Below are 14,699 nucleotides of genomic sequence, written 5' to 3' on the forward strand. Positions count from 1 at the left end.
CGGACTCGATTCAATACTAGAACATACAGAGAACAAATGAGTGAGTTCAAACGTGAGCGGCATCGACATCGCGGCGCTGCGGCGCATGGTTACGGCCATCGAAGGCAATGATCAAAGCAGCCTAGCAGACGGGGCAAAAGCAGGCTTCGGCCGCGCGCGCAGCTTCGCGCTCGGATTTTCCGATGCGGATGCAGCCTTTCCGCACGGCCTTGCCGGCGATGCGCTGCATGAGGTCTTTGCGGAGAATCCCGGCGCGCATATGGCCGCGACTGGCTTTGCGCTGGCGCTGACGTTGCGGGCCTCGCAGGACCGAAGGCCGATCATCTGGATCGAGGAGGAAAGCGCAATGAGCGAATATGGCGGACTTTACCCGCCGGGGCTTCATGCCTTCGGGATCGATCCGGCCCGGCTTTTGATCGTGCGCTGCCCCACGGCACAAGATGTCCTGAAGGCGGCCAACGACGCGCTGGAATCTGGCAGCGGCGGCAAGGCCGCACATCTCCTGTCCGCCATTGTCGCCTCGGTAACCGGCCAGCCGAAATGTCTCGATCTCACTGCATCACGCCGCCTGCTTCTGGCAAGCGAAGCCGCGCAATTGCCGGTCATCCTGCTCCGCAGCCACCGGACAGGCGTGCAGAGCGCCGCCGTCAGCCGCTGGCGGGTTGCGCCTGCGCCATCCCGTTCCAGCGGAGCGAATGCGCCCGGAAAACCGGCCTTTTCCGCCGTTCTGGAGCGCAACCGCCACGGCACATGCGGGCAATGGATCATGGAATGGAACAATGAAACCCTCGAATTCGGCGCAAGAAAACGCGACGGCGGAACGCTTCTTCCTCGCACTCTGGTTCCCCTTTCTGCCGACCGACCGGCTTCGCCGCGCCGCTCCGCCTGACGGCAAGCCGCGCCTGCCGCTTGTCGTCACCGAACGCACGGCCAATGCGCTGCGCCTGACGGCGGTGGATGGCGAGGCGGCAAGGCTCGGCCTTTTTCCCGGCATGGCGCTGACCGACGCCCGCGCCCGCGTGGAAAGACTGGAGGTGACCGTGACAAAACAGGAAAGCGATGCGGCATTGCTCAAGCGCCTTGCCCATTGGTGCGAGCGCTACACGCCGCTTGTCGCCTTCGACCCGCCGCATGGGCTGATGCTCGACATAACGGGCTGCGCGCATCTTTTCGGCGGGCTGGACCTCATGCGCGCAGATGCAGTTCTGCGCCTTGAGCGGGCCGGACTTGGCGTGAGTGCGGCGATTGCCGATAACAGCTTTGCCGCGCGACTTCTGGCGCGGAGAACGAAAGGCGGCATCTTCAGCAGGGCCGAGACCGACCGGCTTTTGCCGCGCCTGCCGCTCGCCGCCCTTGAACTAGCGGAGACGACCGAAACAGGCCTCAAGCGCGCCGGGCTGAAACGCATCGGCGATGTGATGGGGCTTCCGCGCGCCGCGCTCACCGCTCGCTTCGGCACCGATCTTGCCACAAAACTTGACCGGCTGGCGCGGTGCGAACGCGCGCCGATCTCGCCCTTGCGCATCATGCCGCTCAGCACGACCGAACGCCGCCTGTCCGAGCCGGTAACGGCAATGGAACGGGTGGAACACATCTTGCAGGAATTGGCGCAGGAACTGTTCGCAAGGCTGGAAACGGAAGGCAAAGGCGCGCTTCTGGTCGAGGCGTCCTTCTTCCGCGTCGATGGCGAAATGCGCCATATCCGCATCGAGACCGGCCAGCCCCTGCGCGATGACAAGGTTTTTCTCCGGCTTGCTCGCGAACGGCTCGGCGCGCTGACCGACCCGCTCGACGCCGGGTTCGGCTTCGATATGATCCGGCTTGCAGCACTACGCAGCGGCGCGGTGGCCCAGCGCCAGACCGGGCTGGATCAGCACGAGGAAGACGAGGCCGGTTTCAGCCAGCTTGTAGACCGGCTTTCAGCGCGACTCGGAGCGGAACGGGTGCTCGTTTCCTTTTCGCGCAACACGCATATGCCGGAGCGCGCTTTCAGCCTTCGCCCTGCCCTGCATGGGCAGCGGAAGAATGCCTCCGATTACGAAAGCGCGCCCACGCTGCCCGACGATCCGCCCGCACGTCCGATAAAACTGTTCCGTCCGCCGCAGCCTATCGAAAGCGTGGCGGAAGTGCCCGACAGCCCGCCCTCATTCTTCCTGTGGCGGCGCGTGCGCCATCGTGTCCGCCTTGCCGAAGGGCCGGAGCGGATCGAGCCGGAATGGTGGCTTGCAATCGGTCAGGACGGGCCGGAATTGCGCGATTATTACCGGGTGGAGGACGAGAACGGCCAGCGCTTCTGGATCTTTCGCGAAGGGCTTTATGACGGCGCCAATCACCCGCGCTGGTTCCTGCATGGGCTGTTTGCGTGATGACCCGCTATTTTGAAATCGCCGCTGCCAGCAATTTTTCCTTCCTGAGCGGCGCGTCGCACCCGCAGGAACTGGTGGCGCAAGCCCATGCGCTCGGCCTTTCCGGCATCGGCATTGCCGACCGCAACACGTTGGCCGGTGTGGTGCGCGCCCATGCCGCCTGGAAGGATTTTCGCGAGACATGCGATTTCCGCCTGTTCATCGGTTCCCGCCTTTCCTTCATCGACGGCACGCCGGATATGGTCGTCTATCCACGCGACCGCGCCGCCTATGGGCAATTGTGCCGCCTGCTCACGACCGGCAAAGGCCGCGCAGGCGTCAAGGGCGAATGCAGTCTCGAATGGGGCGATCTCCTGTTTCGCGCCCGGCAGTTCCAGATCGCCGTTTTCCCACCCGAAGACGATGCACCCGACTTTTCAACACGCCTGACCGAGATCGCCCAGGCCGCGCCCGGCTCTGTCTGGCTGGCGCTGACCATGCCGCATCAGGGACAGGACGGGCGGCGGGCGGAACGCGTCGCAGGCTTTGCAGCCGAAGCGAATGTGCCGCTGATCGCCACCAATGACGTGCTTTATCACCACCCCGACCGGCGCGCGCTTCAGGACGTGCTGACCGCAACCCGCCATCACACGACGGTTTTCGATGCCGGACGTCTGTTGGAAAAGAACGCCGAACGGCACCTGAAACCGCCGCATGAAATGACGCGATTGTTCCGCGATTATCCTGAAGCTATTGCCGCCACTGCCGATTTTATCGCGCCGATCACCTTTCGGCTCGACGATCTGAGCTACGATTATCCCGACGAGCCGGTCCCGCCCGGCAAGACGCCGCAACAGCATCTGCACGATCTCGTCTGGGAGGGCGCCGCCCGCCATTACGGCGCGGACAGCATTCCACCAAAGGTCAAGGGGCTGATCGACAAGGAACTGGCCCTGATCGAAAAGCTGCAATATGCGGCCTATTTCCTGACCGTGCACGACATCGTGCGCCATGCCCGCTCAAAAGATATTCTGTGTCAGGGGCGCGGTTCGGCGGCCAATTCCGTGGTCTGTTTCTGTCTCGGCGTGACCGGTGTGGACCCCACACAGGTCGATCTTCTGTTCGAGCGCTTTCTCTCGGTAGAACGCAAGGAACCGCCGGATATCGACGTCGATTTCGAGCATGAGCGGCGCGAGGAGGTGATGCAATATGTCTATGAACGCTATTCCGTCGACCGTGCGGCCATCGTCGCCACCGTTATCAGCTACCGCTCCCGCAGCGCCATCCGCGATGTCGGCAAGGCGCTGGGCCTGACCGAGGATGTGACCGCAGCACTCGCCAATACGGTCTGGGGCCTGTCGGGCGGTGGCATCAATAAAGAGCACATCAGGCAGGCGGGTCTCGATCCCGATAACCCCATCATCCGGCGCGCGGTGGAACTCGCCATCGAACTGATCGGCTTTCCGCGTCACCTGTCGCAGCATGTCGGCGGTTTCGTGCTCACCCGCGACCGGCTGGACGAAACCGTACCCATCGGCCCGGCGGCGATGAAAGACCGCACCTTCATCGAATGGGACAAGGACGATATCGACGAAGTGGGGCTGATGAAGGTGGACGTGCTGTCGCTCGGCATGCTCACCTGCATCCGCAAGGCCTTCGACCTCATCCACCAACACAAGCCGGAAAAGTATGATGGCGAAAAGCTGACGCTCGCAACTGTCGAGCGCGAGGACAAAGCCGTCTACGACATGCTGTGCAAGGGCGATTCGCTCGGCGTGTTTCAGGTCGAAAGCCGGGCGCAGATGAACATGCTGCCGCGCCTGAAGCCACGCGCGTTCTACGATCTCGTCATCGAGGTCGCCATCGTGCGGCCCGGCCCCATTCAGGGCGACATGGTGCATCCCTATCTCAAACGTAGAAGCGGACAGGAACCCATCTCGCTCCCCTCGCCGTCGCCGGAGCATGGGCCATCCGACGAATTGCAGCAGATACTCGACAAGACCAAAGGCGTGCCGCTGTTTCAGGAACAGGCGATGCGTATCGCCATTGAAGCGGCCAAATTCACGCCCGACGAAGCCAACCAGCTGCGGCGCTCGATGGCGACATTCCGCAAGATGGGCACCATCCACACCATGGGCGAAAAGATGATCGAAGGCATGGTCAATCGTGGCTACGACCGGACCTTTGCAGAGAATTGCTTCAACCAGATCAAGGGCTTTGGCGAATACGGTTTTCCCGAAAGCCATGCGGCGAGCTTCGCGCATCTGGTCTATATTTCCGCATGGCTGAAATGCCACCACCCGGAAGTCTTTGCCGCTGCCCTTCTCAATTCCCAGCCGATGGGTTTTTACGCGCCCGCCCAGATCGTGCGCGACGCGCGCGAGCATGGCGTGACGGTGCTGCCTGTCGATGTGAATTTCAGTCATTGGGATAATACCTTAGGGGATAATATTCTGGAAGAAACGCCCGACATTCATCTGGCGCTCCGGCTCGGCTTTCGCCAGATCGACGGATTCTCCAAGGAGGATGCCCGACTGCTGATTGCCGACCGGCAGGAACCCTATCGCACCATTGAAGACATGCATCGCCGCCTGCGGCTCGACCGGCGCGCTTTCACGCTCCTGGCCGATGCCGATGCTTTCGGCTCGCTCGACATCGACCGCCGCGCCGCGCTCTGGGCCGTGCGTCGTCTGCCCAATGACGAGACGCTGCCGCTTTTCCGCGCCGCCGCGACGAGCGAACTGGCGCAGGAACCGCGCACGCAACTGCCTGAAATGGCAGCCTCGGAGCATGTGATCGCCGATTACGAGACGACGCGGCTTTCGCTAAAGGGCCACCCGCTGCAATATCTGCGCGAGGGGCTTGCCGCGGAAGGCGTTTCAACCTGTCGCGCCGTGCAGGAAGAAGGAGCCAATGGACGCCGCATGAAAGTGGCGGGCGTCGTGACCGTGCGCCAGCGCCCCGGCAGCGCCAAGGGCGTGGTGTTCCTCACCATCGAGGATGAAACCGGCATCGCCAATATCGTCGTCTGGCCGAAAATCATGAAGACATTCCGCCGCGAGGTGATGGGCGCGCGGCTGATCCATATCGAGGGGCGCATCCAGCGCAGTCCCGAAGGGGTGGTGCATCTGGTGGCGTCGAAACTGGAAGATCGCTCCGGCGCGCTGATGGATCTAAGCGGGCGTGAACCGCAGCGCCTCATCGCCCCGTCGCAGATGGCGCATCATCCGCGCAATGTGCGTGTTATGCCAAAGTCACGCGATTTCCATTAGGATTCAGCTTCTGGCGGCCTGCAAATGGCGTTTTCCTGCGCTTCCGGTGCTCATGTATCTTTCTTTGACGCATAGTCTTATCCGAAAAGTCTGCAACTTTTCGGGACTATGCTGGAAGTACATTCCGCTCCGGTTCTAGCAAAACACCATTTTCGGCACGCCATAAACTGAATCTGGCGCATCACGATTTGCGTCAGTTCCAAGCGACAAAAAACACCGCACAATAATGCAGCGCCGCGCCAACGACGACAAAGCCATGCCAGATGGCGTTCTGAAAGCGCAGTCGTTCCCAGACATGGAAGATCACGCCCAGCGAATAGACCAGGCCGCCTGCGGCGATCAGCCAGAAAACCGAGGGCGGCAACGACTGGACCATGGTGTCATAGACCATCACACCGCTCCAGCCGAGCGCCAGATAAAGCAGGATCGACAAGCGGTCGAACCGGCCGGGAAGGAAGAGTTTCAGCAGGATACCGACAACGGCCACGCTCCACACGAACAGAAGCAAGGGCAAGGCCCGGTCGCCCATATGCATGGCGAAGGGCGTGTAGGTTCCCGCGATCAGGAGATAGATCGCCGAATGATCGAACCGGCGCAAAAACCATTTGGTCGGCGAGACCGGCCAGATATTGTAGACGGCGGAAATGCCGAGCGCCGTCAGGAGGCTCGCCAGATAGACGCCCGAGGAAATCGAGGTCGCGGCAGGCATGTTCGGCAGGAAATAGAGCAGCATGGCAATGGCGCCAGCAAGCGCCAGCGCGACACCCAGAACATGGATGACGCCATCGGCCCATAATTCGGTCCGGTCATATTTCCACTTGATGGGCTGCGGCAACCGCATATTCATGACGTTCTTCCTGTCACTCGTTCCAGACAGGAAACTGCCATCGCTTTGCAGCGTCAAGATGACAATGCGGCTTAGGGTCTAAACCCAATCAGGATTTGGAGCGTGGTATGGTCGAAAATGGCACAGTTTCAGGAGCGAAACCGAAGGTGGAGTGTTCCTCCATCGAGGTTTCGCGACGCCAAAATGGGTTATTTTCGTCATATCCCTCCGGGACGTGGCGGATTTTGCCCCTGAATACGTCGAAAGGTCCTCGTGGTGGTTAGAGCGGCTCCTGTTTTGACTGAATCGTTGAAACCGCTCTAACTATTTGTTTTTACGCATTATCCTACGCATCGTAGCAGGATTAGAAATCAGTCCAGTGGACTGATTTCCCTGCGAAGACGCTTCGCACTTTTGCTGGAAATGCTCTACTGCACGGAAGCAGTCGTCCGGGTCGGCCCTGTCCTGAAGCTGCCGTCGAGGCCGGTTTCCTGCAACAGCCCCTTGCGCTTGGCATCGTAATAATAACCGCGCGCATAATAGCGGACCGCCTGGCTTTCATTGCCATCGGCCACCTTGTAGGCGCCGGACAGATAGCGGACGGCATATTTCAGATTGGTATCCGCATCGAGCAACCCCTTCGGCGCGCCCGTATAACCCATGCCGCGCGCGGTCGGGTGGCTGATCTGCATCAGGCCCCAGTAAGGCCCGTTGCGCGCCGCCGGGTTGAAGCGGCTTTCGCGATGGACGACACGGCGCACGAGACGCTCCGGCACATCATAGGCGACGGAATATTTGGCGATCAGCGCATCGAGATCTTTCGGCGCGTCGGCCGGCGTTTCGAAAGCCATGCCGGCGGCGACCGAAGCAGGAGACGCTTCGGCTTGCGCGCCGGCATAGGCCATCATCGGTTCGGACTGGCCGCGAATACCGGGCACAGGCACATTAGACGGCAGGACCGGATCGGCAAGGGCAACGGCTTCGCCGCCACTTTGCGCGGCATCGGCGCCCGGAGCAACGCTTGCCGCCGCGCCATTGGCGGAGGTGTCGGCCTGCGTGATCAGCGCTGTCTTGACGGGGCTTCCGTCACCGGTCGTATTGCAGGCGCTGAGCGCCACGGCGCAACCCAGAAGCAGAATGCCCTTGCGGGCAAGGTCTGCGGGAGATGAACGCTGGAGACGCATCGCCGGGCCGTTCTCAGGAATCGAAATCTTGTTCGATGCGCTTTTCAAGCTCGACCAGATCTTCCGGCACAGGCAGGCCGCTTGCGCGCAGCGCATTGAGCTTTTCGCGAATGGTTTCACGGATTTCATGCGCGTCCTGCGGCTGGTTCACCATCTGCTGGAACAGCAGCGCAATTTCCGCCTTGATGTCCTCGAATGCCATCTAGACCCTCTCGGCCTGACAGGCATCGCAGGACGCCCGTTTCAGTCAATATTCTTTCAGTCGATGACAGTCGTTTACCATGCAAAAGACGGCTAACGGAAGCGCTAAACGTCGGCACGGCGCCAAAATGAATATTTCAAATAGTGACAAGGAGATTGACGCGATTAGAGAATGCGCGGCAAAAATCTATCTACCACATTGAAATTCAATGCAAAAATGTCGAGATCGTCGAAGTCCAGACCACCGTTTGGATCGAAGAGATAAATGCTCATCCAGACAAGCGCGATCACGAGCAAAATCGCCAGGATCGTGAGAATCAAAAGGCGTTGCCCGAGCGCGTTCCTGCGACCCGTTCCGTCCGACGGCTGCTTGGCCATTGTCAATCGCTGCCCTGTTCAGTCGTCATTGGTCGCGTTCAGTTCTTCGGGCGGCGTGCCCTGTTCGGGCTCCGCCGGCAGATAGTTTTCGTGCACCAGCCACTTGCGCAGGATCAGCGTCATCGCTTCGGTCTGGTTGAGACCGGGATGTTTTTCGGTGATGAAGCGCTCCAGGGCTTCGTGGACGTCATCGGGCAGATAGATGCTCATCGGGGGCTCCTCCGCATGTTTCACGCGACGGTGACAGACAGTGCCGCCACGCCGTTCACCTTGCCCTCCAGACGATCGCCGCGCCTGACCGCGCCGACGCCCGCGGGCGTACCGGTAAAGATAAGATCGCCGGGCTGAAGCTCAAAGAGCGAAGACAGGTAGGAAATCGTTTCCGGGACCTTCCAGATCATCTGGTTGAGGTCGCCGGACTGGCGCGTCTCGCCATTGATGGCGAGCGAAATCGTCCCTTCCCGCGGGTGGCCGATCTCCGATGCCGGTACGATGGCCGAACAGGGGGCGGAATGTTCGAATGCCTTCGCCACTTCCCATGGACGGCCCGCCTTCTTGGCGACAGCCTGCAAATCGCGGCGCGTCATGTCGATGCCGACCGCATAGCCGTAGACGTGATCGAGCGCCGTTTCGAGCGGAATGTCGCTGCCGCCCGCCTTCAGCGCCACCACCAGCTCGATTTCGTGATGCACATCGTCGGTCTTCGGCGGATAGGGAAAATCGCCGCCCTCGATCACGAGGCAGTCCGGGTTCTTCTGGAAGAAGAAAGGCGGATTGCGGGTCGGATCGCCGCCCATTTCAATGGCGTGGTCGGCATAGTTCTGGCCGACGCAATAGATGCGATGCACGGGAAAGCGCGCATCCGTTCCCTTCACGGGCAGAAATGGCTGCGGGCGCGGCGGAAAAACATAAGTCGTCATGAAGAATTTTCCGGTCGGAATACAGGATTTTGTAAAACTCGGCGTCATCATGAAGGCCCCGGAGTTTCTCCGCAAGCCTTCATGGCGGCGTTATCCCTGCAATTTCCCGCTATACCGCGCCATAAACGACGGAAAAATCGGCCGGACGCGACTGCGACACGACCAGCCGCGCATTGGGAACATCATTGGACAGGGCACGGTCGCGCGCCGCCTCCGCCGTAAAACCGTAACCGAGCCAGCGGTCGATCAGGCGGCGCTCCAGTTCGGCGAAAGGCACGTCCAGATAGACCGTCATGTCGAAAAGCGGCGCCAGCCGCGACCACGGCTCCCGATCGAGCAGGAGATAATTGCCCTCGACCAGCAGGATGCGGTGTTCGGGCCGCACCACGGCTGCGGCGGCGCGGGAAAGCTCCAGCGAACGATCGAAAACCGGAATGAAGACCTCTTCTCCGGCCTGCCGCAGACGCTCCAGCAGCACCGCGAAACCGGCGCAGTCGAATGTCGGCGGCGAGCCTTTGCGGCCCAGAAGCCCGCGCCGGTCGAGAATCGCGTCGTCGAGATGGAAACCGTCCATCGGCACGACGACGGACGGCGTGTCGCCGCCCCCGTTGAGGGCCGCGCGCAGATATTCCGACAGGGTGGATTTGCCCGCGCCGGGCGGGCCGGCGATGGCCACGATCAGGCGACCGTCGGTTTTTGCCAGCCGCGCAAGAATTTGCGAAGGCAGGGCTTCGCGCTCGATATGCGTCATGTCGGGGGGCGTCATGTCCGGTTTCCGTGATTCGTTCCGTCACCTTATCGGAGACGGAACGGCCCTGCTCAAGTACATCTGATCAAGCACATCTGATCAGGCACACCTCATCAGGCGGCTTCCTTCGGCCGCATCGCGCCCGTCATCAGCGCCACCGCGTCCGACATGGAATATTCCTTCGGATCGATGACTGTCAGGCGGCGTCCGAGCCGGTGGATATGGATGCGGTCGGCGACCTCGAACACATGCGGCATGTTGTGCGAGATGAGCACGATGGGCATACCGCGCCGCTTCACATCCTGAATGAGTTCCAGCACCCGGCGCGATTCCTTGACGCCCAGCGCCGCCGTCGGTTCGTCCATGATGACGACCTTGGAACCGAAGGCGGCGGCGCGCGCCACCGCAACGCCCTGACGCTGTCCGCCGGACAGCGTTTCCACCGCCTGCCCGATATTCTGGATGGTCATCAGGCCAAGCTCCGACAGTTTTTCGCGGGCGATCTTTTCCATGGCGTTGCGATCCAGCATACGGAACAGCGAGCCGAGCGGTCCCTTGCGCCGGATCTCGCGGCCCAGGAACAGATTGTCGGCGATGGAAAGCGCGGGCGACAAGGCAAGGTTCTGATAGACCGTCTCGATGCCTGCCTTGCGCGCCTCCATCGGCGAATGGAAGCTGACCGGCCTGCCGTCGAGCAGGATTTCACCCTCATCCGGCCTGATTGCGCCGGACAGCGCCTTGATGAGCGAGGACTTGCCCGCGCCATTGTCGCCGATGACCGCGAGAACCTCGCCCGGATAGAGGTCGAAATCGGCATGGTCGAGTGCGGTGACGCGGCCATAGCGCTTGACCAGCGCCCTGGCGGAAAGAACGGGCGTGACGGAGGTTTTCATGCGGCGGCCTTTCTGATCCACTGGTCGATGGCGACGGCGGCGATGATGAGAACGCCGATCAGGAGATAGGTCCATTGCGGGTCGGTGCCCCACAGGCGCAGACCCAGCGAAAACACGCCGACGATCAGCGCGCCGAACATGGTGCCGAGGATGGAGCCGCGCCCGCCGAAGAGCGAAATGCCGCCGATCACCACGGCGGTGATGGACTCGATATTGGCGAACTGCCCCGCGGTCGGCGACACCGAACCGAGGCGTCCGATCATCGCCCAGCCGGCAAGCGCGCAGATGATCCCGGCCAGGATATAGACCGACATCAGGATCGGCTTGACCGAGACGCCGGAAAGCTGCGCCGCTTCCGGGTCGTCGCCGATGGCGTAGACATGGCGCCCCCAGGCGGTGTGGTTCAGCACATACCAGAGCAGGAACACCAGAAGCACCATGACGATGACGCCATAGGTGAAGACGGCGCCGCCCATGCGGATGCTTTGGCCGAAGAATTGCAGGATCGGCGCTTCTGCCGTGATTTCCTGCGCGCGGATCGTCTCATTGGCCGAATAGAGGAAATTGGTGGCGAGGATAACCTGCCACATGCCGAGCGTGACGATGAAGGGCGGCAGGCGCACATAGGCGACCAGAAAACCGTTGATGAAACCGCACAGCGCGCCGGTGACGAAGCCGCACAGAACGGCAAGCTCGCCGGGCAGGCCGTAACGGAAGGTGAACTGGCCCATCACCACCGAGGACAGCACCATGATCGCCCCGACCGACAGGTCGATGCCGGCGGTGAGGATGACCAGCGTCTGCGCGGTCGCGATGATGCCGGTGATGGCGACCTGTTGCAGGATGAGCGTCAGCGCGAAGGCGGAAAAGAACTTGCCGCCGAGCGTGATGCCGAACATGAGGAGCGACAGCACCAGCACGATGAGCGGCACGGCGGCCGGATTATGGTGCAGGAAACTCCGCATCCGATAAAGCAGCGAATGATCGCCCGTATCGAAGGCGGCGACATCGGCCGCGCTTTGCGCCAGCGTCTTCTCGAATTCCTGCATCGAAGGGTTTTGCGCAGCGGAAGCCGCCTGTGGCTTGTTCATCTCTGTCTCCTGCCCGCAGAAAGGTTCGGCAAGTCCGACGACCTGCCGAACCGGAATTTCAATGGCCGATCAACCCCAGCACTTGTCGAGCGCGGTCTTGGTGTCGATGGACGGCACGCCCTCGACCGGCTTGTCGGTGACGAGCGAAACGCCCGTATCGACAAAATTCTTGCCTTCGGTCGGCTTCGGCTTTTCACCCGTATCGGCGAATTTCTTGATCGCCTCGATGCCGAGCGCGGCCATTTGCAGCGGATATTGCTGCGACGTCGCGCCGATCACGCCCGCCTCGACATTCTTCACGCCGGGGCAACCGCCGTCGATGGAGACGATCAGCACGTCCTTTTCGCGGCCCACGGCCTTCAGCGCCTCATAGGCACCGGCGGCGGCAGGCTCGTTGATCGTGTGGATGACGTTGATGTTCGGGTCCTTCTGAAGAAGGTTTTCCATGGCGCGACGGCCACCTTCCTCATTGCCGTCGGTCAGGTCGCGGCCCGCAATGCGCGGATCGTCCTCGTCGCCGAGCTTGGTCTTGTCCTTCGGATCGATGCCGAAGCCGACCGAAAAGCCCTGGTCGCGCAGCACGTCGACACTTGGCTGCGAGGCCGTGAGATTGAGAAAGGCCACATGCGCGTCCTTGGCCTTGTCGCCAAGTGTTGCCGCCGCCCATTTGCCGACCAGTTCGCCCGCAAGGAAATTGTCGGTGGCGAAGGTGGCGTCAGCCGCGTCGGCAGGCTCCAGCGGCGTGTCGAGCGCGATGATGAGCAGGCCCGCATCGCGCGCCTTCTTCAGCGTCGGCACGATGCCCTTGGTGTCGGAAGCGGTGATCAGGATGCCCTTGGCGCCATCCGCGATGCAGGTTTCGACCGCCGCGACCTGGCTTTCCGAATCACCGTCGATCTTGCCCGCATAGGTCTTGAGATCGACGCCCAGTTCCTTCGCCTTGGCGATGGCGCCTTCCTTCATCTTGACGAAAAACGGATTGGTGTCGGTCTTGGTGATGAGGCACGCGCCGACATCGGCGGCATTGGCCGGAAGCGCGGCGACACCAAGCGCAAAGGCGGCAAAAGCCGCCGACAGGACTGTCTTCTTCATGAATTCCTCCCAGTGAAACCGGTTCCTCTTCCCCCGGCACGCGGAAAGGAAAACACGGCTTTAAAACAGAGTCAATTAATAAATCCACTTGATTTATTAATATGCTGTGTCACTCTGGGAGATGGAGGAGAGAGGATCGAAAGAGGCAGGCGACAGCCTACCACTTCGCCGCATGATCTACCTTAAGTATTTGTTTTTATTTCATATCCCTTTGCGATAAGGGCTTTTTCTCCTTCGAGGATTGGTTTAGGAAATCCCGCGCTCCATGGCTGCGCTGCAAGATTGCATTCCATGGGCGGGAATCTGGGAGAGGCAATGGTCAGGCAAAAAGTTGAACGCGAGCCGGACAGCGGGGCTGCCGACATGCTTTCTGGCACGCTTTCCGGCACGCTTTCCGGCACTCCGGGCCCCGCCATGCTGCAATCCGCCGGCCCCGGCGCGCATGTCAATCGCGGTTCCAACCAGATCGGCGTGCGCGCCTATAACGAGCGGCTGGTTCTGGCGCTTGTGCGCAGGCACGGCCAGCTTGCCCGCGCCGACATTGCGCGCCTGACCGGGCTTTCGGCGCAGACCGTTTCCGTCATCATCCGCGCGCTGGAAAAGGACGGCCTCATCACGCAGGGCGAGCGCGTGCGCGGCCGTGTGGGCCAGCCTTCCATGCCGATGCGCCTTGCCGCCGACGGGGTTTTCTCCTTCGGCCTCAAGATCGGGCGGCGCAGCGCGGAAATCATCCTGATGGATTTTCTGGGCGCGATCCGCGAGCGGCGGCACATCACCTATCGCTGGCCGGTGCCCGTTGACATCCGCCGCTTCGCCATCGAAAGCGTCAACGCCTTCACCGCAGCGCTCGATCCCGGCAAACGCGACCGCATCGCCGGCCTTGGCATCGCATTGCCTTTCGAATTGTGGAACTGGGTCGAAGAAGTCGGGGCGCCTGCCGAAGACCTGGATGCCTGGCTCGGCGCCGATCTGGTCGGTGATTTTGCCAAGGCGTTTTCGTTTCCGGTTTTCGTGCAGAATGACGGAACGGCGGCTTGCGGCGCGGAACTGACCTTTGGCCGGGGACCCGAATTCACCGATTTCGTCTATTTCTTCATCGGATCGTTCATCGGCGGCGGCGTGGTGCTGAACAATACGCTCTATCCCGGACGCACCGGCAATGCGGGCGCGCTCGGTTCCATGCCGATGCGGATGCGCGGGACCTGGGAGCGCGGCGAAACCTTGCAGCTGATCGATACCGCTTCGCTGTTCGTTCTCGAACGCATTTTGCAGGAGCGCAACCTGCCCTCCGACGACCTGTGGCTCTCGCCGGAAAACTGGCGCAACTTCGGCACGCCGCTCGACGAATGGGTGGCGCTTGCCGCGCGCGGGCTTGCCCATGCGGCTGTGGCGGCGGCCTCCGTGATCGACTTTCCCGCCGCCGTCATCGACGGCTGGCTGCCGGGCAATGTGCGCCACCGCATCGTGGAAGCGACCCGCGTGGAGCTTTCTTGCCTCGATTTGCAGGGCCTGCGCGCGCCCAGGATCATCGAGGGCAAGGTCGGGGTTCATGCCAAGGCGATGGGCGCGGCAAGCCTGCCGCTCTCCAACCGCTACCTGTTCGACCAGAGCGTCCTGTTCAAGGAGGCGGGCTGACGCCCTTTACCCGCAACAAACACACGCTTTGTTATTTTCAATCAACAAGTTTGATCTATCTTGTCTTGCAAAGACCGCAAATGCCGACAAGGTGTATCCTGCCAACTGATTGAA

General features: G+C 61.5%; 14 protein-coding genes. 4 read left to right on the forward strand and 10 right to left on the reverse strand.

Annotation, left to right across the window (positions count from 1 at the left end):
- Positions 1-52 precede the first annotated feature (52 nt).
- Genes FHS76_RS00630 through FHS76_RS00640 form a run of 3 tightly spaced genes read left to right on the forward strand, consistent with a single transcriptional unit; the run spans position 53 to position 5,617 of the window.
- Positions 53-889: an ImuA family protein gene (locus FHS76_RS00630; RefSeq protein WP_183646566.1), complete on the forward strand. Its 837-nt coding sequence runs from the start codon at positions 53-55 to the stop codon at positions 887-889.
- Complete coding sequence (locus tag FHS76_RS00635; protein WP_235992524.1) at positions 780-2,366, forward strand: Y-family DNA polymerase; 1,587 nt, start codon at positions 780-782, stop codon at positions 2,364-2,366. The genes FHS76_RS00630 and FHS76_RS00635 overlap by 110 nt, the downstream gene beginning before the upstream one ends.
- On the forward strand, positions 2,366-5,617 hold the full coding sequence (locus tag FHS76_RS00640) for an error-prone DNA polymerase (protein ID WP_183646569.1): 3,252 nt from the start codon (positions 2,366-2,368) through the stop codon (positions 5,615-5,617). The genes FHS76_RS00635 and FHS76_RS00640 overlap by 1 nt, the downstream gene beginning before the upstream one ends.
- A 193-nt stretch (positions 5,618-5,810) precedes the next feature.
- On the opposite strand, the gene trhA is transcribed toward FHS76_RS00640, so the two are convergent.
- The 10 genes from trhA to FHS76_RS00690 all read right to left on the reverse strand — a co-directional run bounded on the left by trhA (position 5,811) and on the right by FHS76_RS00690 (position 12,950).
- Positions 5,811-6,464: a PAQR family membrane homeostasis protein TrhA gene (trhA, locus tag FHS76_RS00645; RefSeq protein WP_183646572.1), complete on the reverse strand. Its 654-nt coding sequence runs from the start codon at positions 6,462-6,464 to the stop codon at positions 5,811-5,813.
- Between the two features lie 407 nt (positions 6,465-6,871).
- The gene (locus FHS76_RS00650; RefSeq protein WP_183646575.1) at positions 6,872-7,627 is read right to left on the reverse strand and encodes a lytic transglycosylase domain-containing protein; all 756 of its coding nucleotides are present in this window, start codon (positions 7,625-7,627) and stop codon (positions 6,872-6,874) included.
- 13 nt (positions 7,628-7,640) lie between these two features.
- On the reverse strand, positions 7,641-7,829 hold the full coding sequence (locus tag FHS76_RS00655; RefSeq protein WP_183646578.1) for a hypothetical protein: 189 nt from the start codon (positions 7,827-7,829) through the stop codon (positions 7,641-7,643).
- A gap of 164 nt (positions 7,830-7,993) precedes the next feature.
- Positions 7,994-8,206 carry a hypothetical protein gene (locus FHS76_RS00660; RefSeq protein ID WP_183646581.1) on the reverse strand — a complete coding sequence of 71 codons (213 nt, stop codon included), beginning with the start codon at positions 8,204-8,206 and terminating at the stop codon, positions 7,994-7,996.
- Between the two features lie 18 nt (positions 8,207-8,224).
- Positions 8,225-8,416 (reverse strand): ribbon-helix-helix domain-containing protein, encoded by a 192-nt coding sequence (locus FHS76_RS00665; RefSeq protein ID WP_183646584.1) that lies wholly within the window; start codon positions 8,414-8,416, stop codon positions 8,225-8,227.
- Positions 8,417-8,436: 20 nt separating this feature from the next.
- A complete protein-coding gene (locus FHS76_RS00670) occupies positions 8,437-9,126 on the reverse strand; it encodes a fumarylacetoacetate hydrolase family protein (RefSeq protein WP_183646587.1) in 690 nt (229 codons plus the stop codon).
- 109 nt (positions 9,127-9,235) lie between these two features.
- Entirely contained in the window at positions 9,236-9,892 is a 657-nt protein-coding gene (locus FHS76_RS00675) for a nucleoside/nucleotide kinase family protein (protein ID WP_183646590.1), read from the reverse strand.
- Positions 9,893-9,987: 95 nt separating this feature from the next.
- Positions 9,988-10,767: an ATP-binding cassette domain-containing protein gene (locus FHS76_RS00680; RefSeq protein WP_183646593.1), complete on the reverse strand. Its 780-nt coding sequence runs from the start codon at positions 10,765-10,767 to the stop codon at positions 9,988-9,990.
- Positions 10,764-11,858 carry an ABC transporter permease gene (locus tag FHS76_RS00685; protein ID WP_183646596.1) on the reverse strand — a complete coding sequence of 365 codons (1,095 nt, stop codon included), beginning with the start codon at positions 11,856-11,858 and terminating at the stop codon, positions 10,764-10,766. The genes FHS76_RS00680 and FHS76_RS00685 overlap by 4 nt, the downstream gene beginning before the upstream one ends.
- A 69-nt stretch (positions 11,859-11,927) precedes the next feature.
- A complete protein-coding gene (locus tag FHS76_RS00690) occupies positions 11,928-12,950 on the reverse strand; it encodes a sugar ABC transporter substrate-binding protein (protein ID WP_183646599.1) in 1,023 nt (340 codons plus the stop codon).
- Positions 12,951-13,265: 315 nt separating this feature from the next.
- Here FHS76_RS00690 and FHS76_RS00695 point away from each other — a divergent pair, with 315 nt between their 5' ends.
- Positions 13,266-14,585, forward strand: a complete 1,320-nt coding sequence (locus FHS76_RS00695) for an ROK family transcriptional regulator (protein ID WP_183646602.1) — start codon at positions 13,266-13,268, stop codon at positions 14,583-14,585.
- Positions 14,586-14,699: the final 114 nt, after the last annotated feature.

The organism is Brucella daejeonensis (assembly GCF_014199265.1).
GTDB classification, from domain to species: Bacteria; Pseudomonadota; Alphaproteobacteria; order Rhizobiales; family Rhizobiaceae; genus Brucella; species Brucella daejeonensis.

Bases quoted from the DNA above. Each gene is read 5' to 3' on its own strand.
- FHS76_RS00635 (WP_235992524.1), top strand. From the start codon at position 780: ATGAAACCCTCGAATTCGGCGCAAGAAAACGCGACGGCGGAACGCTTC.
- FHS76_RS00640 (WP_183646569.1), top strand. From the start codon at position 2,366: ATGACCCGCTATTTTGAAATCGCCGCTGCCAGCAATTTTTCCTTCCTG.
- trhA (WP_183646572.1), bottom strand. From the start codon at position 6,464: ATGAATATGCGGTTGCCGCAGCCCATCAAGTGGAAATATGACCGGACC.
- FHS76_RS00650 (WP_183646575.1), bottom strand. From the start codon at position 7,627: ATGCGTCTCCAGCGTTCATCTCCCGCAGACCTTGCCCGCAAGGGCATT.
- FHS76_RS00655 (WP_183646578.1), bottom strand. From the start codon at position 7,829: ATGGCATTCGAGGACATCAAGGCGGAAATTGCGCTGCTGTTCCAGCAG.
- FHS76_RS00660 (WP_183646581.1), bottom strand. From the start codon at position 8,206: ATGGCCAAGCAGCCGTCGGACGGAACGGGTCGCAGGAACGCGCTCGGG.
- FHS76_RS00665 (WP_183646584.1), bottom strand. From the start codon at position 8,416: ATGAGCATCTATCTGCCCGATGACGTCCACGAAGCCCTGGAGCGCTTC.
- FHS76_RS00670 (WP_183646587.1), bottom strand. From the start codon at position 9,126: ATGACGACTTATGTTTTTCCGCCGCGCCCGCAGCCATTTCTGCCCGTG.
- FHS76_RS00675 (WP_183646590.1), bottom strand. From the start codon at position 9,892: ATGACGCCCCCCGACATGACGCATATCGAGCGCGAAGCCCTGCCTTCG.
- FHS76_RS00680 (WP_183646593.1), bottom strand. From the start codon at position 10,767: ATGAAAACCTCCGTCACGCCCGTTCTTTCCGCCAGGGCGCTGGTCAAG.
- FHS76_RS00685 (WP_183646596.1), bottom strand. From the start codon at position 11,858: ATGAACAAGCCACAGGCGGCTTCCGCTGCGCAAAACCCTTCGATGCAG.
- FHS76_RS00690 (WP_183646599.1), bottom strand. From the start codon at position 12,950: ATGAAGAAGACAGTCCTGTCGGCGGCTTTTGCCGCCTTTGCGCTTGGT.
- FHS76_RS00695 (WP_183646602.1), top strand. From the start codon at position 13,266: ATGGTCAGGCAAAAAGTTGAACGCGAGCCGGACAGCGGGGCTGCCGAC.